17 protein-coding genes and 1 tRNA gene are annotated in these 21,961 nt (G+C 69.9%); 7 read left to right on the top strand and 11 right to left on the bottom strand.

The genetic code is table 11. The annotated features are described in order from the left end of the window. Position 1 precedes the first annotated feature (1 nt). Positions 2-2,161 (bottom strand): hypothetical protein, encoded by a 2,160-nt coding sequence (locus tag BMY07_RS06915; RefSeq protein ID WP_143073389.1) that lies wholly within the window; start codon positions 2,159-2,161, stop codon positions 2-4. An 886-nt stretch (positions 2,162-3,047) separates the two neighbouring features. Here BMY07_RS06915 and BMY07_RS06910 point away from each other — a divergent pair. Together BMY07_RS06910 and BMY07_RS06905 are read left to right on the top strand one after the other, a co-directional pair. Then, a complete protein-coding gene (locus BMY07_RS06910) occupies positions 3,048-5,318 on the top strand; it encodes a hypothetical protein (RefSeq protein WP_092775633.1) in 2,271 nt (756 codons plus the stop codon). Next, positions 5,315-7,147, top strand: a complete 1,833-nt coding sequence (locus BMY07_RS06905) for an SNF2-related protein (RefSeq protein WP_092775632.1) — start codon at positions 5,315-5,317, stop codon at positions 7,145-7,147. Before BMY07_RS06910 ends, BMY07_RS06905 begins: the two co-directional genes overlap by 4 nt. A 146-nt stretch (positions 7,148-7,293) precedes the next feature. Here BMY07_RS06905 and BMY07_RS06900 read toward each other — a convergent pair whose 3' ends face one another. Further along, positions 7,294-8,208, bottom strand: a complete 915-nt coding sequence (locus tag BMY07_RS06900) for a cation diffusion facilitator family transporter (RefSeq protein ID WP_092775631.1) — start codon at positions 8,206-8,208, stop codon at positions 7,294-7,296. Between the two features lie 153 nt (positions 8,209-8,361). On the opposite strand from BMY07_RS06900, the gene BMY07_RS06895 reads away from it, so the two are divergent. Then, entirely contained in the window at positions 8,362-9,531 is a 1,170-nt protein-coding gene (locus tag BMY07_RS06895; RefSeq protein ID WP_245782249.1) for a lytic transglycosylase domain-containing protein, read from the top strand. Here BMY07_RS06895 and BMY07_RS06890 read toward each other — a convergent pair. Then, positions 9,528-10,628, bottom strand: coding sequence for an ABC transporter ATP-binding protein (locus tag BMY07_RS06890; RefSeq protein WP_092775630.1), 1,101 nt, complete (start codon positions 10,626-10,628; stop codon positions 9,528-9,530). The genes BMY07_RS06895 and BMY07_RS06890 overlap by 4 nt on opposite strands. A gap of 206 nt (positions 10,629-10,834) precedes the next feature. Between BMY07_RS06890 and BMY07_RS06885 the strand changes: the two genes are divergently transcribed. Further along, positions 10,835-10,906: transfer RNA gene (locus BMY07_RS06885), tRNA-Arg, on the top strand. A gap of 238 nt (positions 10,907-11,144) precedes the next feature. After that, positions 11,145-11,969: a DUF72 domain-containing protein gene (locus BMY07_RS06880; protein WP_092775629.1), complete on the top strand. Its 825-nt coding sequence runs from the start codon at positions 11,145-11,147 to the stop codon at positions 11,967-11,969. A gap of 18 nt (positions 11,970-11,987) precedes the next feature. Here BMY07_RS06880 and BMY07_RS06875 read toward each other — a convergent pair whose 3' ends face one another. The 6 genes from BMY07_RS06875 to BMY07_RS06850 form a co-directional block, all read right to left on the bottom strand. Then, positions 11,988-12,263: a hypothetical protein gene (locus tag BMY07_RS06875; RefSeq protein WP_092775628.1), complete on the bottom strand. Its 276-nt coding sequence runs from the start codon at positions 12,261-12,263 to the stop codon at positions 11,988-11,990. After that, on the bottom strand, positions 12,260-12,805 hold the full coding sequence (locus BMY07_RS06870; RefSeq protein ID WP_092775627.1) for a hypothetical protein: 546 nt from the start codon (positions 12,803-12,805) through the stop codon (positions 12,260-12,262). The genes BMY07_RS06875 and BMY07_RS06870 overlap by 4 nt, the downstream gene beginning before the upstream one ends. Next, positions 12,789-14,180, bottom strand: coding sequence for a hypothetical protein (locus BMY07_RS06865; RefSeq protein WP_092775626.1), 1,392 nt, complete (start codon positions 14,178-14,180; stop codon positions 12,789-12,791). Before BMY07_RS06865 ends, BMY07_RS06870 begins: the two co-directional genes overlap by 17 nt. Next, positions 14,177-14,464 (bottom strand): hypothetical protein, encoded by a 288-nt coding sequence (locus BMY07_RS06860; protein WP_092775625.1) that lies wholly within the window; start codon positions 14,462-14,464, stop codon positions 14,177-14,179. Before BMY07_RS06860 ends, BMY07_RS06865 begins: the two co-directional genes overlap by 4 nt. 141 nt (positions 14,465-14,605) lie before the next feature. Beyond that, entirely contained in the window at positions 14,606-15,475 is an 870-nt protein-coding gene (locus BMY07_RS06855) for a hypothetical protein (RefSeq protein WP_092775624.1), read from the bottom strand. 76 nt (positions 15,476-15,551) lie between these two features. Continuing rightward, positions 15,552-16,070 carry a vWA domain-containing protein gene (locus tag BMY07_RS06850; protein ID WP_245782248.1) on the bottom strand — a complete coding sequence of 173 codons (519 nt, stop codon included), beginning with the start codon at positions 16,068-16,070 and terminating at the stop codon, positions 15,552-15,554. 205 nt (positions 16,071-16,275) lie between these two features. On the opposite strand from BMY07_RS06850, the gene BMY07_RS06845 reads away from it, so the two are divergent. Then, on the top strand, positions 16,276-19,224 hold the full coding sequence (locus BMY07_RS06845; RefSeq protein ID WP_092775622.1) for an AfsR/SARP family transcriptional regulator: 2,949 nt from the start codon (positions 16,276-16,278) through the stop codon (positions 19,222-19,224). Between the two features lie 36 nt (positions 19,225-19,260). On the opposite strand, the gene BMY07_RS06840 is transcribed toward BMY07_RS06845, so the two are convergent. After that, positions 19,261-20,460, bottom strand: coding sequence for a helix-turn-helix domain-containing protein (locus BMY07_RS06840; RefSeq protein ID WP_177215480.1), 1,200 nt, complete (start codon positions 20,458-20,460; stop codon positions 19,261-19,263). 107 nt (positions 20,461-20,567) lie between these two features. Further along, complete coding sequence (locus tag BMY07_RS34180; RefSeq protein WP_177215479.1) at positions 20,568-20,732, bottom strand: hypothetical protein; 165 nt, start codon at positions 20,730-20,732, stop codon at positions 20,568-20,570. Positions 20,733-20,964: 232 nt separating this feature from the next. Here BMY07_RS34180 and BMY07_RS06835 point away from each other — a divergent pair, with 232 nt between their 5' ends. Beyond that, positions 20,965-21,924 carry a toll/interleukin-1 receptor domain-containing protein gene (locus BMY07_RS06835; protein ID WP_245782247.1) on the top strand — a complete coding sequence of 320 codons (960 nt, stop codon included), beginning with the start codon at positions 20,965-20,967 and terminating at the stop codon, positions 21,922-21,924. The last annotated feature ends 37 nt before the right edge of the window (positions 21,925-21,961 follow it).

Raw genomic sequence — 21,961 nt, 5'->3', positions numbered from 1 at the left:
CTCACCGCTTGCGCGGCGCGATCCGGAACAGGGTGCCGACCTTCACGCCGGACCGCGCCAGGCCGCGCATCTGGGCCACGATGTGCTCGGTCTGGGCCCACGCCGGGAGGAAGAGGTGGAACTCCGCCTGGCGCAGCGCCCCGCCGAGCGACTCCTGGAGCGCGTGGTCGGAGAACGGGATCCCGGGGCCGAGCCTGCGTTTGACGGCCTTCTGCAGCGCGTCGTAGGTGTCCTCGGCGAACGGGTTGTCCGCGGAGAGCAGCGTCGCGGCCTTGGCGTCGCTCCACCGCAGGCCGCCCTGGGTGCCGAACGCGGTGGCACCCAGCGACGGCACGTGGCTGGAGTCGCCCGCGACGTGCTTGCACTCCAGGTTGTAGAGCTTGATGAGATCGCCCTGCTTGGACACCCCGAGGCCGTCGTACCCGTGACCGCCGCCGTGCAGCTTGGCGTCGATCACGGTCATCCTGGGCAGCCCGTACGCGGCGAAGTACCCGGAGGCCACCCCGTAGCGGATGATGTGCTCGAACTCGGCCGAGGACATGGTCGCCAGCTTCAGCTCCGACATCGGCACGTTCACCACCTCGACGGCGCGCTGCACGCTCCGCGCCGCGACCTTCGGCACCCTGGCCGCGACGGACTCGATGGACAGCTGCGCCTCCTTGCCGCCCACCCCGACATGTCCGTCCTTGCCTGCGTCCTCCCCGCCGATGATCTCGATGACCGCGTCCAGCGCCTCGCCCGCGGCGACCTGCTCGATGCCGCTCGCCGTCGCCAGGGCCGCCCTGGCCAGGTCCTCGCGGCTCGCCCCGGTCGCCTTCATCGCGATCTCCTCCGCCGACCGGAACACGCCGTCGCGCCAGGCGACCAGCTTGCCCATGGCCGCGGACTCGGGGCCGACCGCGGCGACGATCTTCTGCCAACTGCCCACGTTGCGCACCGTCGCGGCGGGCCCCAGCGAGGTGACCGACCGCTCGATGGCCTCCTTCGCGCCGACCGTGGCACCGCGCGCGATCCCCTTGAGCGCCACCGCGTCCGCGACCCGCGACTCCAGCGCCTTGACCGCCTGCGTCGAGGCCCGCATCGCCTTGCCCAGCCCGTACACGTCCAGCAGCGCGGCCGCGGTCGCCACCAGCGCGCCGAGCATCGCGTCGTCCGCCTGCTCCTGGGTGACGATCGAGTTCTGGTCGCTGACGGTGGACTTCGCCGCCGTCTCCAGCTTCGCCCACTCGTTCCAACTCGCCGCCGCCGTCCCGGCCGACGACGCCAGGCTGATCACCGCCACGATCGGCGTCGCCGCCCCCGCCGTCCCGACCTCGACCGCGACGATCAGCGCCAACGTCACCAGCCCGACCAGCTTGCTGCCCGCCGCCGCGTCCTCGGCGTGCTCTTGGACCGAATCGGCGGCGAGCTTCTGGGAGAAGAGCTGTTGGTAGGCCGGGTCTGCCGCTAGGACCTGCCGGTGCACGGGAGTCATGTCGGCGAAGTCGAGCGCGCGGGACTGGATGTCACTCTTGGTCTTCGCGGCGTTGCTTAGGACGTCCTTCAGTGCGGCGGTAAGAGCGTTGCGCGCGGCGTTGGTGTCCTGTTGCAGCAACGGGTCGGTGCCGCCGCGCGCTGCTAGGGCGTACAACGCGGGGTTCTTGTTGAGAATGCGCGCACTGGTCTGGGTTAGCTCGGTGTGTACCGCTAGCACTGTCTCGTAGTTGGCGATCCCCAGCGCGGGATCCGGATCCGGCACGGACCGCGTCGTGGGCGGGTTCTGGGGGTCGAACGTCACCAGCGGCTTCGGCACCGGAACGGGTGATCCGCCGATCGGGGAGGAATCCCCGTCTCGCTGCGCTCCCGCCTGCGGCGGTCCATACCCGACGTTCAGCCTGCGCAGCTCCGCGAGCCGCGTCTGCGCGTCCTTGATCTGCCGCGCCAACCGCTTCTGCTCCTCGATGGCGGCGTCGTTGCCCGCCACCGGCTCCCCGTTGAGCCCGATCCCCAGCCGCTTCGCCTCAGCCTCGATGGCCCGCGTGTTCGCCTCGACGTTGCCCGCCGCCCGCTCCCGCACCCGGTCCCCGAACCCGCTACGCAGGTCGTTCATCCACGGGATGTACTTGACCTCCGCGCCGTGGTCCGCACATTCCTTCCACAACACCCAATCCTGCTCCGTCAACGCATCCCGATACGAACCCAAAGCCCGCCACGCCGATTCGAGCGTGATCTCCTCTTCCCGCCCCACCCAGAGAAAGCTGTGGTCCAACACCAACCGGCAAATCTTGCGCCCCTGCTCAAGCGAAATCCCCGCGAACGGCCGGTGCTCGCGCAACAAGCTCGCATCCGTCCCCACCAACACCTCAGCCAGCGGCTTCTTCTCCCCACTCCGCTGCACCACCATCCGCGAAACCGCCGCATTCCCCACCAACCCCTGCAACCCCAGCGCCTCCCCAGGCACCAACCGGGGTAATCGCCCCTCCTTCCGCCCACCCCCCTTGACCGACCCCCCACCCACAACCCCAACCCGCACCCGGTCCATCCCGCCACCACCCATCCCCTGGCCCGCCTCGAGGGTACGACCGCCCGCTCACCCCACGGAAGCCAGCAACCAGCCCCACCCGTTGGTGCACCCGGAATTGCCCCTTTGGCCTATTGCCAGAACCCGCCGGAAGCAGTCGTCTGATGTTCTTCGACCGACCGGCGGGGTGTCGCGTCGTGTTTCTGCGAGAATTCCCGGTGGGCGTATCCCCTGGCGTCAGGCGAGTTTCCGGCTGTGCTTCACTGGTCGGGCCGTGCTTCCGCGGCTGGCGAAGTGTCAACCCTGACCACCACGATCGTGCTGGTGCGGCGAGGCGCTCTCCGTGACTTTCTCCTCCTCACTGCTCTGACCGCTTCCACGACGCGATCGCGCACCTGCCATTCGAGCAGGTGTGTGACGTTTCCTGGTACCGGAACCGACCAGTCGACCACTGTTGCGCTGTTGTCGCGCATCCGTGGTTCCCCGTCGCCCCAGTGGCTGCGGTGGTCCATTCCACAGGTCGAGCACCTATTCGCGAAGGTGCCCCGTGGTAACCAGAACCCAGTCCGGCAAGGTGCACGCGCACCGCTTCCGGCCACTCCTCGAGTCCGAGGCGGCAGGCGGAGCCCCGATCGTGGGCGAGGTCCCCCTCGACCAGTTCACCGTCCTGAGCCCCGACGTCGAACTCAACGCCGAGCGCAATGCCGTGTTAGAGGCCGATGGCGCGCCGTTGAGCCGGTTCGGTGCACGGCTGCGCGCGACGATCGCGAAGCTCCGCGCGGTATCCCCCGAACAGGTTCCGCTGGGCGTCATCCGGGCACTGGAGGCCGCCTCCGCCGACGACGAGCACAACATCCGGCAGTTGGCCCAGACCCAGATCAGCCGCACCGGGTCGGGGACGATGTACGGGGCACTCCTGCGCTTGCACAGCCCCGTGGTCGAGCCGTCGATGATCAACGGGCGGATCCTGGCCCAGACCCAGGCGGCCATGGCGGGTGAGGAGCACGCGCCCGTGGTCCGGGCGGTCGACGCCGAGGCCTTGCGGCTGCCCAGGCTGCTGGTCGACTCCGCCGATCAGGTGCGCCACCAGGCCGACGAGGCCAGACGGCTGCTGAGCCTGGACCTCTACAAGTACAAGGGGAGCGACGACCGCGAGTTCATCGATGACCTGATCCTCAAGGGGGTCAAGGAACCCCCGCTGGTGGTCCCGTTCCACCTGGACGCGGGTGAGAGCGGGTCGGGCTGGTTGCTCAAGGCGGTGGATGGGGCGCGCCGGACCACGGCGAGTCAGATGATCTTGCACTCCCTGACCGGCCGCGACGCGCGGTTCGCCATGCGGCACTGGTCCGACGGCAAGGGGAACCTGGAGATCCGCGACATGACCGCCACCGACGTCCTGCTCGCCAGGCGTCTGCTGACCTTCGAGGAGAGCTCCCTCACCGGCCTGTTCCCGATGGCCTCCGGTCACACCGCACGCGATCAGGAACGCCAGGACCAGTGGCGGCAGACCATCGCGGTGCGCTCACCCGCCATCCGCGCGGCGCACCGGGTCCGCACCTACTTCGCTTTCGTCGTCCTCGATGTCGAGGCCTTCGGCGGGGCCACCTTCCCGCACCCGGCCTGGCAGGTCGTCAACGACGCGGTGCGCCAGCGGCACATGCCCAGGGCAGCGGCCAAGCAGTGGGCGGCGAACGACGTCTGGACGCTCTACGCGATCGATCTCATCGAGGAGTTCGCGAGCCGCGGGATCGTTGACGAGGTTGAACGAGCGGCACTGCTCAACCCGCGCGCGGTGGACTTCGCCGATATCACCCCAGTCAGCCCGGAACGCCCGTATCGCAACAGGCTCGCCGCGATCGCACACCTCGCCACCCTGGCGTGCACGGGGGACACGGTCGACATCACCAACCAGGTGCTCGCCGAGAACCAGGAGCGCAGGCACTCCCACGAGCGCGGCCAGATCGTCGGAGCCCAAGCACGGTTGCTGCTCGGTCTGCACGCCGACGCTGACGGCAACTCCATCTCCTCGACGATCACGAGCATGTGCAAGGACAAGGTCTTCTACCGGCTCGACCTGCACCCCGGCGCCATGACCTGGGCGCACCTGATCGGGGGTTCTCCCGAAGACCTGCTCGCCGGGGCCATCGGCGACATGGTCCAGCGCTACGTCCAGAAACCCGCCGATCGCGCGGAAGTAGGTCCTTTCGGGCCGCACCAGCGGGCCCTGGGTTTCCTGGGCGGGCTCGCGCTGGTCACCAACCCGCGGCTGCTGGAGCTGGACGAGCACCTGACCCGTACCGGCCGCGGCGGTCGTGGTGGTCGAGCGAGCACCATCGGCAGGCACGAACCCGCAGTGTTGTTGCGGCACATGATGTCGAGCGATGAAGGGTTGCGTCAACTCGCGGAGATCGTGCGCGCGACCACGCTGCCCGTGCCCCGGGTGCCCGCCGACGCCGACGGTGCGCTGACCGAGACCCGGCTGCGCACCGAGTTCCTCCCCGAGCTGGGGCAATCGGCCAAGGACGTCAGGTTCGTGCCCCACGAGGACACCGGGCTCGATCCGCGCGTCGTCTGGCTGATGATGAGCGATCAACTGGAGGAGCTGGTGGAGGGACTCACCGAGCACGTCGCCCAGATGCGCGGGCACGAGTTCGACGACCGCGTGGTCGGGCCCGCGTTGGAGCTGGAAGGACTGCCCGTCGAGGTTGTCGACCCGCTGAAACTCAAGGTCAACGAACTGGCCGAGTTCCTCGCCGACGCGAGCGCGTTCTGGCGGATCGCGCGGCGCAGGACGACGTCGGTGGGTGACCCGGAGTGAGGCCGCTGGTATCGGTGCGGGTCGAGGACACGGTCCTCGTCGCCCGATTGCTCGACGAGGTCGACGAGCGGCACTGGGCAGAGGTCGTCGAGTGGTTCGGCGGACTTGGGTTCGACACCGCCGATGAGGTCGTCCGGGTGCAGGCTTGGGACAGTCCCCGCTTCGCGGGCTGCCTTGTCACCGCACCGGCGGACCGGTTCCAGTGGCGGCTCAGCGCCGGGGCGGAGGCAGTGCTGGCCAGGCAGCGGGCGGTCGCGGCCGAGTTCCGCGAGGTACTCGCCGTTGCCCCGGCCCGCGATCCCGACTGGCCGGATACCGTGCCCGAACCCGCCGAGTTCGGCTTTCGGCGCGTGCTGACCCCGGCGCAACGCGGCGACGTGATCCGGCTGATGGCCATGCGCCACGGGGGCAACTTCGGCGTACCCGGCAGCGGCAAGACCACTGTCGCTTATTGCGTGTGGGCGGCCGAGCGTGCGGTGGACGCGATCGACGGTCTGCTGGTGCTGGCACCGCTGTCGGCGTTCGAAGCGTGGCGCGACGAGCCTGCCGCCTGCTTCACCGAGGCGGCCGCGCCGCTCGTGCACCTCATGCCGGAACCGATCCCGGCAGGCGCGGACGTCGTTGTGCTCGGCTACTCGCGACTGACCCAACCGCACGTGCTGGCCGAGGTCGACGGCTGGGCCTCCGCGCGCCGGGTCATGGTCGTGTTCGACGAGAGCCACCGCGTCAAGGCAGGCCCGGCCGGGACATGGGGCAGGGCCGCGGTCCGACTGGCCACGCGCAGCGAGCGCCGATACGTCTTGAGCGGCACGCCGATGCCCAACACCGCCGCTGACCTCGCCGCCCAGTTCGACCTCTGCTGGCCCGGCTACGGCCACGACCTCGCCTCGGGCTCGCTGCAAGGGGTGCGTAACCGCCTCTACGTTCGTACGACCAAGAAGCAACTCGACCTGCCGCGACTGCACACCACGATCGAACGGGTGCCGTTGGAACCCGACCACAGGCGCGTGTATGACGCTCTCGCGGGTAGCGCCACCGACACTCTGGCGGATCCCGCGCTCGTTGCCGACGTCGAGGCTTTGGGGTCGGTGCTGTTGCGGCTGATCGCTGCCGCCACGAACCCCGCCGCGGTACTCGACGTCGGTACCCCGTTACGCCTGCCGACTCTCGTTGACCGGTCGTTGCCGTTGGAGGACCTGGTTCGCAACACCGCGGCCACGGTCCGACCCGCCAAACTCATACGGGCCGCGCAGATAGTTGATGCCAACGCCGCTGCTGGCCGTAAGACCCTGGTTTGGTCGGTTTTCGTTGCCAACATCGCCGCAATGGCTGACCTTCTGGCCGCGCACCACCCCGCAGTGGTTACCGGCGCAGTAGGCATCGCCGATCCCAGGCTTCCCACGGACCGCGCCAGGGAACTGGAGCGCTTTCGCCACGACGATCGCTGCACCGTCTTGATCGCCACGCCGCAAACGCTCGGCGAGGGGGTCAGCCTGCACACCGCCTGCGTCGATCAAGTCCACCTCGACCGCACCTTCAACGCGGGCCTCTACTTGCAGAGCCTCGACCGCACCCACCGACTGGGGATGGACGCGGACAGCAAGCCCACCGTCACCGTGCTGCTCGCCGAGAACACCGTCGATCAGCTGGTGCACGACTCCCTGGCCGCCAAGATCCGCGACATGTCCAACGCCCTCAACGACCCGACACTCGCGCGAATGCACCTCCCCGACACCGACGCCACTCTCACCCCGCAGGACCTCCTCTTGGACGGCAACACCTCAGCCCAAGACCTGGCCACCCTCCTCCGCCGAGTACGAGGTCACTGAGCACTCCGCACTTGCCGAGGTGGATTCACGGTGCCGGGATGTCACGCGAGATCGCGAGCACTGAATCCGGGAAATCGGTGTCGTGGAGCATTCGAAATGCGCTAGTCAGCCAACTCGTCGCCTGATTCCCAGCGATGCCGAGTCAGCTACCAGGAGAGTTGCCTGCACTTGGTGGCGGCGTCCTGGTGTTCGACTTGGAGGGTGGCGTGTTCCAGGCCGTACTCGTGTTGGAGGAGTTCGCGGGCGGCGGCCAGGACGGCGCCTTGGTCCGCGTTCTCCGTCATCGTCAGGTGTGCCGACGCGACTTCCATGCCGGATGTCAGTGTCCACACGTGCAGGTCGTGGACCTCCGCGACGCCGGTCAGGGCTCCGAGTCGGGTTGCCATCTCGTCCACGTCGACGCGTTCCGGGGCGTGTTGGAACAGGATGCGCAGCGCCCGTCGTGCGAGGGACCAGGTGCGGGGGAGGACCCAGAGGCCGATGGCGACGCCGATGATGGGGTCGGCCAGGCGCCAGCCGGTGGTGAGGGTGATGAGGGCGCTGATGAGGACGCCGACGGAGCCGATGAGGTCGGCGACGACCTCCAGGTAGGCGCCGCGGACGTTGAGGCTCTCCTCGGCGCCGTCGCGGAGCAGGAGGAAGGAGACGACGTTGGCGGCCAGGCCCGCGGCCGCGGCGAGCAGGACCGGGAGGCCCGCGACGGTCGGGGGGTCGCCGAAGCGCTCGACGGCCTCGAAGACGACGTAGCCCGCGACGCCGAAGAGCAGGATGGCGTTGGCGAGCGCGGCGAGGACCTCGGCGCGGTACAGGCCGAACGTGCGGCTCGGCTTGGCCACCGCGCGCCGGGCGGCCACGATCGCGGCCAGCGCGAGGCCGACGCCGACCACGTCGGTGAGCATGTGCGCCGCGTCGGAGATCAGCGCGAGCGAGCCGGTGGCGACGCCAACGGCGAACTCGACGACCATGATCGCGGCGGCGATGCCGAAGGCGGCCCAGAGCCTGCCTGCCAGCCGCCCCGAGGCGCTGCCCGCGGGCAGGCCGTGCCCATGTCCGTGTCCCACCACGCACCCCTCTCCCCGTCGCCGTCCAACATATAGTCACATGCGCATACATACAACACACTGTGACCCGATCGGCGCCGTTAGCCACTCGAACGAGGGATCATGGTCGCGGACTCCCCGAGGTGCTGTCAGCGCTCTGGTAAACGGGAAGGCGTGGTTACCCCATCGCAGCCGGGGGGCGCGCGCCCGGTCACCGCCCTCGCCCTCGTCCTGTTGTCGCTGGCCACGGCCGCGGCCCAAGCCTCAGGACCCGCCCAACCCCCGGCGAACGCGGCCCCCATCGCGATAACGCCGGCGCGCGATCCGGCACCGGCGGCGGCGGAGCAGGCGGGGTCCTCGACGCCGCAGCTGCTGGCCGGGTTCCCCGCGGTCGGCCCGGTCACCCAACTCCCGGCGCCGATGCCCGTCGAACGCGTCGAGGCCCAGTCGCCGGTCACCTCGACCGGGGTGCCGAGCAACATGCTCGACGCCTACCGCAAGGCCGAGCGGCTGGCCCCGCGCGCGTGCGGGCTGAAGTGGTACCACCTGGCGGCGATCGGGCGGGTCGAGTCGGGGCACGCGGCCGGTGGGCGCGCCGACGACAACGGCGACACGGCGCCGCGCATCCTGGGTCCGGTGCTCTCCGGCAGTCCCGGCATCGCCGCGATCCCCGACACCGACGGCGGCGAGCTGGACGGTGACACCACCTGGGACCGTGCGGTCGGCCCGATGCAGTTCATCCCGTCGACCTGGCGGAAGTACGCGGCGGACGGCAACGGCGACGGCGTCCGTAGCCCGCACAACATCTATGACGCTGCCGTGGCCGCAGGGCGCTACCTGTGCTCGGGCGGCATGGACCTGAACAACGTCGACGACCTGGGCGCGGCGATCTTCCGCTACAACCACTCCGGCGACTACGTGGTCGCGGTGACTACCTGGCTGACGGCCTACTCGGGTGGCGTTACGCCTATCCCGCCCGCGCCGCCGGTGGAGGAGGCGCCTGTGGTCGCGGTACCGGAGCAGCCGCCGTCACCGTCGCCGGAACCAGCGCCTACGACGTCGCAGCCGCCCTCGGAGACGCCAGCCCCAACGGAGACGTCAGTACCGAGCGAGCCGCCGTCTACGGAGCCGTCAGAGCCACCGGACCCGTCCGACGCGGTAGCGCCCACTGAGACGACAGAAGCCGCGCCTGCGATGACGGCAGGAGCGGCACCCGCGATCCGGCCCGCGCGTCCGCACCGGCCGCACCCGAACCGGCCGGGCCGCGAGGTGTGCGCGGAGGGGGAAAACACCTCCGGCGCGGCTGCGACAACCGCGCCGGAGGGTGACTGCGCGGCGGGCTAGATCAGCCGGTCGCCGGACTCCGGGTGGAACAGGTGGATCTCGCTGGGGTCGCGGAGCACGACCCGCACGGTCTGCCCGAGGCCGGGCGGGGTCCGACCGTCGACGCGCAGCACCAGCCGCGGGCCGGTGGGGTCGTTGGCGACCGAGCCGTGCACCAGGGCGTCCGCGCCGAGCTCCTCGACCAGCTCGACCACCAGGTCGAACGCGTTGGGCGAGCCCGCGGGCACCAGGCCGAGCGACTCGGGCCGGATGCCGACGGTGACCGTGCCCAGGTTCTCCTTGGCGATCGCGGCCACGGTGTCGCGGGTCAGCGGGACGTTCAGCTCACCGAGGGCGAGCGTGCCGCTGCCGACCGTGCTGGTCCGCAGGTTCATCGACGGTGAGCCGATGAACCCGGCGACGAAGGCGTTGGCCGGGTTGTCGTAGAGCGCCCGCGGGGTGTCGCACTGCTGGAGCAGGCCGTCCTTGAGCACCGCGACCCGGTGACCCATGGTCATGGCCTCGACCTGGTCGTGCGTCACGTAGATGGTGGTGGTGCCCAGGCGGCGCTGGAGCGCGGCGATGTTCGCGCGGGTCTCGACGCGCAGCTTGGCGTCGAGGTTGGACAGCGGCTCGTCCATCAGGAAGACGGCGGGGTCGCGCACGATGGCCCGGCCCATGGCGACGCGCTGGCGCTGGCCGCCGGAGAGCGCCTTGGGCTTGCGGGCCAGGTACTTCTCCAGGTCGAGCAGCTTGGCCGCCTCGGTCACCTTCTCGCTGATGACCTGCTTGGACAGCCCCTGCAGCTTGAGCGCGAAGCCCATGTTCTGCGCGACGGTCATGTGCGGGTAGAGCGCGTAGGACTGGAACACCATGGCGATGTCGCGGCCCTTCGGCGGCACCGCGGTGACGTCGCGGTCACCGATGCGGATCGCGCCCTCGTCCACGTCCTCCAGTCCGGCGAGCATCCGCAACGCGGTCGACTTACCCGACCCGGACGGCCCCACCAGGACCAGGAACTCCCCGTCCTCGATAGACAGGTCCAACCCGTCCACCGCCCGCACCGGCGGCGACCCCGGGTACACCCTCGACGCGCCCTCGTACCGGACCTCGGCCACAACACCCTCCCAGCCGTCGCGCCCGAACCCGTCCAGACGCCCCGCCAACCCACACGAACACCCTGAGCAATCGCCAAGAGGCTAGTGCTGATTCCCGCAAAGGTCCAGACCACTTCGCCGCCGAAGCCCGACCGTGACCCACCCCCCGCCACACCCCCGCACCCCCGTATGCGCTACTCTTTCCCCCGTCGCACAGCCGACAAGCCGCCCCCGTAGCTCAGGGGATAGAGCACCGCCCTCCGGAGGCGGGAGCGCAGGTTCGAATCCTGCCGGGGGCACTCACTCTGGACGACCTGTGTTCGCGGAATGCGCGAACTGGGTCGTTCGTTTGTTTTATCTGGGGTGCGACCCCAGGCCCGCCCGGGGGGCGTTGCCCCCGGACCCCCAAAGTTGTGGCTCTTGTGGGTGGTTTGTGGCGCGTGTTTGTGGGTTGTGGTGTGTGTGGGTTATTTGGGTGGGCGTGGGTGGCTTTGGGGTGGGGGTGACGGGGTGGGGCGGCTTTATGTTGGGTGTGCTATGTGGACGCACAAAGGGTGGGGTGGGCGGTTTGTGGCGTCGTCGGTGGGGGCTAAAGAGCGGTTGAGGGGTTATGCGGGGTGGTGTAATGCGGTCGAGGGGAATACGACTTTTTACGCGATTCCTGCTCGGGAGACCGTCGAGACTTGGGCGCAGCAGACGGGGTCTGGGTTTCGGTTTGTGGTGAAAGTGCCCAAGGTTGTCACGCACGAGCGCCGTTTGGTGGGTGTCGAGCGCGAGATGCGGGCGTTCTTGGACGCGATCGAGCCGCTCGGGGAGCGGGCTGTTCTGTGGACCCAGTTGCCCGGCTCGTTCGGCCCTTCGGACGTTGAGGCGCTTGGGCGGTTCCTGCGGAGGTTGCCCGCCGACCGCAGGCGGGCGGTGGAGGTGCGTCATCCGGGGTTCTTCACCGACGCGGGCTCGACGGCGTTGTTGGAGGGAGCGCTCGCGGGCGCGGGTGCCGAGTGGGTTCCTTTTGATACCACGGTCTTCTTCCAGCGCCCGCCGACCAGCGAGGCCGAAGAGGACGCCTGGGGCAAGAAACCGCGGCTGCCACGGCGGACGCACGCGCTGACCGACCAGCCGATCGTCCGGTACCTGGGCCGCGACTCGATCAGCGAGACGGTCGACGGCTGGCAGCCGTGGACCGAGATCGTCGCCGAGTGGCTGCGCGAGGGCCGGACCCCCACGGTCTTCCTGCACACCCCCGACAACAACGAAGCCCCCGCACTGGCCCGCCAATTCCACGACGAAGTCCGAACGCTCGTGCCCGATCTCGACGCATTGCCCGAGCCCGAGCCGATCGAGCCCGCGACCCTGTTCTGAGCAAATGTCTCTGAAACCTCACCAGTGACCTTGTTGCCCCGCGTGCGGCTTCGCTGTGCTGCGGCGGCGGAGCGCTCGGTAGAGCAGCCACAGTCCTATTTCGACTGGCGTCAGAACCATCGTGAACAGGGTGCCTGCGAAGATGCTGTAGCCGTGGGGATCGGTGGACCACCCGGTCGCGCTGAGTACCACCACGCCGATGAGCAGCACGATCACCGCCGTGGTGCAGGCGAACGCGGCGAGTACGAGGCGTCGGAGGGCTGTCAGTGCTCGGCGACGTGGTGTGGGTGTCATCCCGGGTCGGGGGTGCAGATGGTCAGGAATGACTTCTGGTTCTCCCGCTGGACGTCGGCTGGGGATTTCCAGCCGGCTTGGCCGAACAGGTAGGTGTCCGGCGGGTGCTGGGGGGATTCGCGGAGTACCTGGGGGATGTCGACCCTGGCTCCGTTGGCTTTCGGGCCGTCGACGGCGAAGTTGAGGGAGGTTGCCTTGGTCCAGTCGTAGTCCGGGGGGAGGGCTTTCTGGATCTGGAAGGGGCCATCGGTGTCGGGGAACGCCGTCAGCAGGTCCATGCGCTCCACCGGTACGCCCGGGAGCGGCGCGGTCCACCGCTGGTCCGCGCTGGCCTGCGTACCGGAGTCGAAGATCAGCGTCAGGCCGGTGACGCCCTCGCACGGGGTGCCGGTCCACAGCTTCAGCACGCCGTCGTCGACGCGGAACCCGGCCGCCGGGGGCAGCGACGGCTCGAACTGCGCCCTGGTGTCGCACGCCGCGGTCGCCGCCGCCACGAGCAGGGCCGCGCAGGCGACCCACCACCGCCTAGCGGTATCCGCCATCGGAAAGCCCCGCGTCTTCCTCGGTCTCGTTGCCGCCGGTGACCTGTTCCCACACGTACGAGGCGAGGAAACCGGTGTAACCCTCGCGCGCCCATTGTTGGGAATGGCGCTCCTCGTGGTGCAGCAATCGGTCCATGTCGAGATCGCCCTGGTAGGCGCCGTTGTCGCCCTCGTACCAGGCGTGGCCCGACCTGGCCACGTCCCGGAGTTGCTGCGCGGGGTCGGCCGGGTCGTCGATGTTCAGCATGAACGTGTCGCCCCAGGTGGTTCCGCCGCGCTGGCTGAACTGGTCCTGGATGAGGTTGCCGCCCAGGCCCATCATCATGCCGTTCGGGGTGGTCACCAGTCGCCCGCCGTTGCCGTGCACGAATCCCACGTCGTCGTTGTAGCTCCAGGAGTTCTCGCGTTGCCGGTCGGTGATGCGCTGGAGTTCCGCGGACCCGTACGGGGTGGGCGCCAAGTCGCCGCCGGTGCCGTAGTCGGTGCCCGCGTTCATGACGTAGGTCATCCGCACCGCCTTGGCGGCGTCGTCCCCGCTGATGTCGGTCGGCATCAGGAAGTACGACTTGAAGGTCCCGTCGCCGTCGGAGTCCTCGCGGATCTCCTCCATGCCGTCGAGGACGGCGAAGTCCGCTGGCGTGATGTGGTGGTCGATGATCATCTGCTTGATCGTGTCGACCGGGACGCCCCGCCGCACCGCGTTCTCCAGCCACTGCCGGTAGTGGCCGGACGCAGGCGGCCCGGTCAGCAACCCGGCGTCGCGCAGGGACTGTTCCATCTCGACCACCTGGGCGTCGATCTCCCCGCCCTTCCTGGCGCCCGCCAGGGTGGTCGCGTCGTGGTCGCTGATCTTGCGGTCCTGCGCCAGCCGCATGACCCGGGCGAGGGTGGCGTCGATGTTGGTGGCTGCGGTGAGGATCGACCTGGTCTCCTGCTCCAGCTGCTTCCTGATGGTCTCGCGGTGCCGCTGGGCCTCGGCGCGGTCCTCGGCCTCCATCCGCGACCTCGGCGGTGGGTCGGCGGGCTTGTTGTCCACGATCGCGCCGTCGGCGGCGATGCCGAACTGGTAGGTGGCGGCGAGGGAGTCGTTGTTCGCGACCCGGGACTTCAGCGCGGCGACGTCGTCCGACGCGACTTGCAGGGCCAGTTCGACGGCGGACAGCTCCGCGATCAGGATCTCGGCGTCGTTGCGCGTGTCGCCCAGGGAACTGCGTGCGCGCTCACCGGCCGGACCGTGCCAATCGGGCAGCCTTCTGGCGTCGTCGAGCTCGTCCTGCAGCCCGATGAGCTTGTCCCGCCGCCCACGCAGGTTGGTGGCAGCCGCGTCGAGCGCCTCGGCGTCCCAGGTGCGCACATCGTCATACCCGACAGTCATCGCCCGAACGCCCCCGCCGCGGAGTCCTCATTCTCGGCATACGCCGTCGCCGACGCCGAGACCGATTCACCCCACTGCTCGATCTCGCCCGCCCACCCCTTCGCCCGCTCGGTGAACGCCGACGCCAGCGCAGGCGCGCACTTCGCCGCCTCCCCACCCGCCAACGCCCCCGCGACCGCACCCAACCCGGTCCCCGGCTCCACCACCCGCGCCTGATCAGCCGCGGACCCCGCCGCCTTGGCCGCGCTCCGCAGCTGCCCGATCTCGACCTCGTACCCGCTCACAGCCCGTGACCACCGCCCCTGACTAGGCCATCTGCGGGCGAGGGTACTGGAGCCGAGGAGCAGGCGGGTCCACTTCGCCACGAGACCGGCCGCCGAGGCGAGATCGGCGCCGTAGCCGCCCTCGACCAGCGAGAACTTTTGCTAGTGGGTCCACTGAACGCCATAAGGGTGTCCTGGGGCGAGGTCAGTGAAGTGAAGATGTATCTCTCCGGCTTCGTTGATCAGGAACGGCGAGGTGTTGAGGGAGCCTGAGCTGTCACGTGCCGGGCCGCGGATCGCGCGTGCCTCGGAGGGAACGTCAGATGGGCCGAAGCGCACGCGCAGGTCCAGCGCGCCGCAAGGGCGGGCCGGGATGTGGACCAGGGTGGAGAGCGTGTCGGCGAGCTGTGCGCGGATCGCGAAGGCATGCGATGCGCCGCGAGGAAGAGCGGTGGGCAAGAGCAGGCGGTTGTTGCCGGCCAGGGTGCCACCGTAGAGGACACGCGGCGTATCCGTAGGGCAGGTGGTCGTGAGTTCGAGCTCGGCCAGGTTGTCCTTGGTGGCGGTGACGCGGTGCAGTTCCAGCAGTTCGGGATGCGGACCGTCCAAGGACAGCACGACGTGCAGCTCGCTGGTGTGCCAGCCCGGTGCGGTGGCGGACGCGAGGGCCTCCTCGGCCAGCTCGGCGAGGTGGCCGATCGCCTCGTCGACGCGGCGGCGGATGGTGCGGATGTCGCAGTTCACCTGGTCCGCGGCCCACGAGACGCGGTCCTGGTAGAGCGGGTGCCGCGTCTCCGGCTTCAGGGCGAAGGCGATGAGCGCCGCCTCGCCCATGTCGTCCGGCAGAAGGCCTGCCAGCTCGATGAGCCGGTCGGTCACCTTGCGGCGGATCACCGGGACGTCGTCGTCGGCACCGATCTCGCAGGCGGCGCGCAGTGCGGGGCCCACCCGGTCCACGATGCGGCCGGAGAGCACGCCCCGCCCCTTGCGCAGCGACTTCAGCTCGCGAACCAGGTTCGTGTGACCGATCATCTTCGCCTCTCTCGTGGACCGCCCCGCGAACCCTGCGCCTGTGCTGTGGACCGGAAGTGGACGGATGGTGGATGGCTCAGACGTGCTCGCACGGGGTGGACCAGGTGACCGACACATTCAACGCGGTGGCGACGCGGACACCGTCCCGGCTGAGGAACACACCGGACACGCCGATCCGGCTGAGCGTGCGGTCGTCGGCTGCCCCGAAGCCGAACGCGACCACAGTGGGGCTGGCGGACCAGTCCGGGTCGGCGAGGGCGGCGTAGGCGGCGGGCCACGTCGTCGGGTCGGTCGGTCTGCCGTCGGAGGCGAAGAACACGACCGGACGGCACACCGGGGACTGACCCGCTTTCAAAGCGCGCACATCACCATCGATGGTTGTGCGCAAGAAGGTGAACGCGAGTCCGAAGTTCGTGCCCACTCTCGGGCGGGGCGCGGTCACCTCCGGCAGTTCCGCTATGGGACGCAACGGGTGCAGCAGTCGGGGCACGCCCGCGAACCCGACCACGCCGACCCGCACCTGCGCCGCGGCGGACGGGACGGCGTCGCGGAACTCCCGCAGGCCCGCGTTCAACTCGTCGATGTGCTCGATCATCGAGGACGACACGTCACAGACCACATAGCACGGCAATACCTCGGTGCCCACCACTGTCCCTCCGTCGCGGTTGCTTGATCGTCTCCGGCCGGTGTCGACAAGAAGTGGACGAAATGGTGATCCGGCGATACCCGGACGGCCGATTGCGCGATGTGTCCGGCAGACATCAAGCTCGCACGCGGGGAGGCACGGAGTGGACTTTCGGATGTTCGGCCCGCTTGAGGCGTGGCACGAGGGCGAGCCGGTACACCTGGGGGACCAGCAGCAGCGGTTCTTCCTCGTGGTGCTGCTGCTGCACGCGAACCGGCCGATGTCCGCGGAGCGGTTGGCGGAGATCATCTGGCCCGGCGTCCCGGAGCGGGTCAACCTGGTGCGCAGCTACATCAGCAGGCTCCGCACCGCTTTCCGGGACGCCGATGACATCGCCATCGACAAGACACCGACCGGGTACGTGCTGCGGGTGTCCCCCGACCAGATCGACTTGACACGGTTCAACCGCCTGCGCCAGGCGGCCCGCGATGCCGTCGATCGCGCCGAGGAGATCGAGCTCCTGCGTGCCGCGGTCGCCCTGCGCCGCGGCCCCTTCCTGGAGGACATCGACATCGACCGGGTGGGCGGACCCGATGCCGTCTTCTCCGAGGAGGCCTACCACGATGCCGTCGGTGACCTGGCCCAACTGGAGCTGGACGCGGGTGACCACCGGTCCGCGCGGGATCGGCTCCGCGGTGCGGTGCGGATGGACCCGGTCCGGGAGCGCTACGCCGCTCTGCTGATGCGGGCGTTGATCGCCGACAACGACCACCCCGCCGCGTACCGGGTGTTCGCCGACGCCGAGGCCGCCCTCGCCGACATCGACCAGACACCCGGCCCGGTTCTGCGCAACCTCGCCGCACTCGCGGAAGGGGGAGATCCGGTCAGCTCCCTGCCGCCCCGCCCGAGCGGTTTCACCGGCCGCGAAAACGAGCTGGCAGCGATCGAGGCCGCGGCCGCGGCGGGTCGCGGCGTGGTCTGGGTGAGCGGCGCGCCGGGTGTCGGCAAGAGCGCTCTCGCCGTCGAGGCCGCCCACCGGATGCGTCACCGCTTCCCGCAGGGGCAGCTGTTGGTGCGGCTCAACGGACACACGCCGAACGTGCGCACGACGACCACCGAGGACGCGCTCACCCAACTGCTGGTCGAGATGGGACTTCCCCTCGAGCAGGTCCCGGCCACCGTCGGCCGGAAGCACTCGCTCTACCAGGCGATGCTGCACGACACCAAGCGGCTCGTGGTGCTGGACAACGCGGAGTCGGCAGAGCACGTCCACTCGCTGCTGCCCCAGGTGCCCGGCTGCTTCGCCATCGTGACCAGCAGGCGGATGGGCGGAGCGGACACCGGCGAGCACATCCGGCTCACCCCGCTCCCCGCCGACGATGCCGTCGCGCTGTTCCAGGCGGTGGTCGGACCTCGGCGCTTGCACGGCGACTCCGATGACCTCGCGGCGGTGGTCAAGCGGTGCGGGCACCTGCCGATCTCGGTCCTCGTCGTCGCAGCGCTGTTTCGCAGGCACACCAGTTGGCCCTTGCACCACCTGCTGGGCTTGCTGGAGGAGAACGGTCCGTGGAGCACCGATGGTGATGACCTCGCGGCCGCCATGCGGATGTCCTACCAGCTGCTCGACGGTGCGCGGCAGCGCGTCTTCCGGCTGTTCGGGCACCTGCCGGGGCCGGACCTCGACGTGAAGGGCGCGGCCGCGCTGGCCGACTGCGACATCGCCACCGCCCGCGCCGCATTGGACTACCTGCACGAAGTCTGCCTGCTCGAGGAAGCGTCCGCGGAGCGCTACCACATGCTGGATCCGCTCAAGGAGTTCGCCGCCGCCGAGCAGGCACCGGCAGGCCAGGCTGGGGAGACAGCCACCGAGTCCGAAGCCGCCCTGGTGCGGCTGCTCGACTTCTACCTCGTCGCGTTGACCTCGGCCGTAAGCGCGGCCTATCCCTTCGATCGAGACCTCCAGCCGACGGCGCACCGCGACTGCGCCGTCGCCCCCACCTTCGCCGATCCGGGCGTCGCGCTGAAGTGGGTCGAGGACGAACGGGACAACCTGGTCGCCGCCATCGGGCACGCCGCAGACAACGACCACCCGGGACACGCGTGGCGGCTGGCTGTGCTCCTGTGGCGCTACTTCCACACCACGAGCCAGGTCGAGGAGTGGATCACCACCATGGGCCGGGCACTGGAGATCGTGTCCAGCCGACCGGACGACTACGGCCAGGCGCACGTGCTGCTCAGGATGGCCACCGCGCACAGCAGGCTCGGGCAGTTGACCGAGGCGCGAGGGGCGGCCGAGCAGGCACTGCCGCGATGGCAGCGGCTTGGCGATGTCCGCGGTGAGGCGGCCACGTTGTGCGCGTTGGCGATCCCGACCGCCGAACTTGGCGAGCACGACTTGGCGGTCGAGCAGTTCACCACCGCGTTGGCCAAGTACGAGCAGTGCGGCGACTTGCGCGGCCAGGGACACGCGTTGAGCATGTTGGGCCACATCAGCGAATCGCGCGGCGACCTCGACCTCGCGTTGCGGCAGAACGAGGCTGCGGTGCCGTTGCTCCGCTCGGTCGGTCACGCGCAAGGACTGGCGCACGCGTTGAACAACCTCGGTTCGATCCAGTTGCGGCTCGGCCTGGCCAAGGAAGCGCTGGACAACCACCTGGACGCGTACGAGAGCGCGCTCGACGCCGGGGACTCCTGTGCGCAGGCGTACGCGTTGAACTACATCGGCAACGTGCACCGCGCCCAGGGCGGGTTCACCGAGGCCGTGCACCACCAGGTCCGCGCGAAAGCCGTTGGCGAGAAGGTCGTCGACGCCGACCTGCACACCCGATTGCTGTACGACCGCGGCGAGACCGCGTTGGCCATGGGCAAGTTCGGCACCGCCCGTGACAACTACGAGGCCGCGCTGGACCTGGCCGGTGGCGACGGGAACCGAATCCACCAGGCGCGGGCCAACCACGGCCTCGCCCGCGCTCTGCATGCCGCGGGGGAGCACGCGGAAGCCCTGGTGCACTGGACGATGGCCGTGACCCAGTTCGCCGCACTGGGGCAGCCGGAGGCGGTGGAGGTCCACGCGGAACAGGTGGCGCTCGACTGCCCCTGCAACCAGTCCTGCGGGTCGCGATGAGCACCCACCGCGACCCGCTTGCCACCCCTCGAGGCCTCAGTGCTGGTGCAGGAGGCGAGTGACGTCGGGGAGGACCTCTCGGACCGGGCCGTGGCCGCGCCAACGGCTCAACACCCTCGCCAGTTCGCGCAGGTCCATCCGCACCGTCGCCGAGTCGACGTGTGCCACGTCGTCGAGGACCTCGGTCAGCGTCACGCAGCTCTGGTCCAGCTCGCCGGACAGGGCGTGGGCCAGTGAGCGGCGTACCCCGAAGCGGGCCCGTGAACGCCGGGACGCGGCGGGCAGCAGTGCCACCGCCCGGTCCAGGACGGCGGCTGACTCGGCCGCCCTGCCGAGATCGCACAGCGACCACCCCCTGGCCAGTTCCACCGGTTCCGGAGCGGTCGTGCCGAGGACCGGGTACGCCCGCGTGTCCGCGGTGGCCGATCCCATCAGCGCCGCGGCCCGGTCCACCGCGCGCTCGTACTCGCTCCGGTCGCCCGCGAGGGCGTGTCCCTGCGCTTCCCTGCGGGCCGCCATCGCGAGGGTGCGCGTGCTGGGCCTGCCGGTCTCCTGGGCCTGCCTGGCCAGGTCGATCGTGCTGACCGGGTCGTGCCGGTACAGCGCCAGACCGGCTTGCCTGACCAGTCCGTAGCCTGCGATCTCCTGGTCACCACCGGCCCTGGCCAGTTCGGCCGCGTGCCTGGTCCACCACAGCGCGGCCCGGTCGTCGCCCGCCTCCTGGCTCATCCAGCCCGTGTACTCCGCCATCCGGCCCGCGAGCAGCAGCAGGTCGGACCTGGTCGGGTCCGGGTTCTCCCGCGCCAGTGCGTGGATGGTGCGCACGTGGGCCACGAGCGGTTGCAGCACCACCGCCGGGCTTGTCTGCGCGCCGAGGGTGCGCAGGTGCTCGAAGGAGGTCCGCATCCCGGTGAGGACCCGTTCGTCGACGGTCGGTCGTGGGCCGCCCACCAGCGACAGGCCGAGCACCGAGCCCGCGGTCAGGACCTGCCTGCGGTCCAGCATCGACATCTCGGCTGTCCCGCTGCGGACGGCGCGGGCGGCCGCGATCAGCTCCCCGCCCGCGTCGAGGGCGGCGTCGCAGAGCCTGGCCAGGGTCTCGTTCGACGGTCGAAGCCCCCGCTCCACCTTGCTGAGGTAGCCCTTGCTGTAGTTGACCCGTTTGGCCAGTTCTCGGAGCGACAGGTCGGCCGCGACACGGTGTCGGCGCAGCCGCTCGGCGAATGACTCAGCCACCGTTCCTCCCATTTCGGCTGTCTTGAGTAGAGCACTCCGGTCGGGTGCGGCGCAATTGCCTGTCGGCTTTCCCGCCGGAAGGTCGGCAGGCAATTGCGCCGGTGTTCTCAGCCGTGCCAGGGGTTGCCCTCTGTGGTGATCGTCGTCGTGGTCGGTGGGTTCTTCGGCTCGTCGTCGGACAAGTCGGTCGAACTCGAGACTCCTACCGCGAAGGCGAGCGCGACGGGGATCGCGCACAGCGCGGCGGCGAAAGTGGACACGGTTTTGGACATGGCGAATCCTGTCGGTTAAAGGTGTGGGATGTGGTTTCGGAAGTCCCGATCCCTGTCACCGAGGATTCAGCGGCGCGTCGGGCACCACCAGGTGTTGCCCGTTTCCCAGCCCGGTGGGCAACGGCCGACCAGGGCATCCACGACTCATCCACCTCTGGTCAACGGCCCACCCCGATGCTGCGCCCGTCCAGTCACCAGCCCGCCGGAGGCGGGCGAGCACCGAGGAGACCGAGTGACCGATCCAGCCACCCACGACGACGCCACCCACGACGCCCAGCGCTCCGGCGGCCCCGTCGGGGCGATCACCGACCAGGACCACGACATCGCGATCTCCTTCGCCGAGGACCAGCGGACCACCGCCGAGGTCCTGGTGCGGGCGTGCGAACAGCGCGGCCTGATCGTGCTGCATGGACCCGAGCAGACCCACGAGTGGTGGGACCGCAAGGGAGGCGGTGACCTGCCCGGCGCCCGGGTCCGGTACTTTGTACCGCTGGTGTCCGCGATCGACGAGTTCACCGAGGCGGCGCTGCGCGCGGTCAAGGCGGGCGACGAGCACGTCCTGCCCGCACTGGTCGGCGACGTGTCCGTGCCCGCGGACCTGCTCCACCCGCACGTGACCTACCCGCGTGGCGACGCCGACCAGCCCGACCGGTTCGTCGACGCGCTGGCGACCAGGGTCGAGGCCGCCGAGACGGCGGGCACCGACCGGGCCCTGGTCGCCGACGTCGTTGGCCGGGTCAAGGCCCGCGTCGAGGTCGCCGGTACCCCAGTCACCTTCAGCCGCTACGCCCAGCAGGACGCGGTACTGCGCTACCTGGGTGAGCAGTTCGCGGCGGCCATGCCCGGCCTCGACCGGAGCCGGTTCACCGGCACCGTGCACATCGGTGACTCGCGCATCGCCGTGCGGGTCGAGCAGGCGGGCGACACCGTGTACGCGCTGGACATCCAGCGGGGCGGTATCGGCGGCGACGAGACGGTGAACTTCGTCGTCGGCAGGCATGACGCGGGAAGCGCGTGCAGCAACGGGTGGGCCCGCCCGGTGTACGACGCCACGGCGGGCGCGCTGCTCGAACTGCGCGACCTGTCGCTGCTCGGCGGTGGCTCCGACACGCGGACCTACCGCGAGGACGAGCTGTTCGCCGCGCTCTGGAAGCGGGTCAACGCGGTGCTCACGGCCACGACCGGCGACTGAGCACGCGCAACGGGACGTGCCCGGCACCTCACCGGTG

Origin of the sequence: Actinokineospora terrae (assembly GCF_900111175.1) — a bacterium.
Classification (GTDB): domain Bacteria; phylum Actinomycetota; class Actinomycetes; order Mycobacteriales; family Pseudonocardiaceae; genus Actinokineospora; species Actinokineospora terrae.
This window is presented reverse-complemented; position numbering and strand designations above follow the sequence as displayed.

Bases quoted from the DNA above. Each gene is read 5' to 3' on its own strand.
- BMY07_RS06880 (WP_092775629.1), top strand. From the start codon at position 11,145: ATGTGGACGCACAAAGGGTGGGGTGGGCGGTTTGTGGCGTCGTCGGTG.
- BMY07_RS06875 (WP_092775628.1), bottom strand. From the start codon at position 12,263: ATGACACCCACACCACGTCGCCGAGCACTGACAGCCCTCCGACGCCTC.
- BMY07_RS06870 (WP_092775627.1), bottom strand. From the start codon at position 12,805: ATGGCGGATACCGCTAGGCGGTGGTGGGTCGCCTGCGCGGCCCTGCTC.
- BMY07_RS06865 (WP_092775626.1), bottom strand. From the start codon at position 14,180: ATGACTGTCGGGTATGACGATGTGCGCACCTGGGACGCCGAGGCGCTC.
- BMY07_RS06855 (WP_092775624.1), bottom strand. From the start codon at position 15,475: ATGATCGGTCACACGAACCTGGTTCGCGAGCTGAAGTCGCTGCGCAAG.
- BMY07_RS06850 (WP_245782248.1), bottom strand. From the start codon at position 16,070: ATGATCGAGCACATCGACGAGTTGAACGCGGGCCTGCGGGAGTTCCGC.
- BMY07_RS06845 (WP_092775622.1), top strand. From the start codon at position 16,276: ATGTTCGGCCCGCTTGAGGCGTGGCACGAGGGCGAGCCGGTACACCTG.
- BMY07_RS34180 (WP_177215479.1), bottom strand. From the start codon at position 20,732: ATGTCCAAAACCGTGTCCACTTTCGCCGCCGCGCTGTGCGCGATCCCC.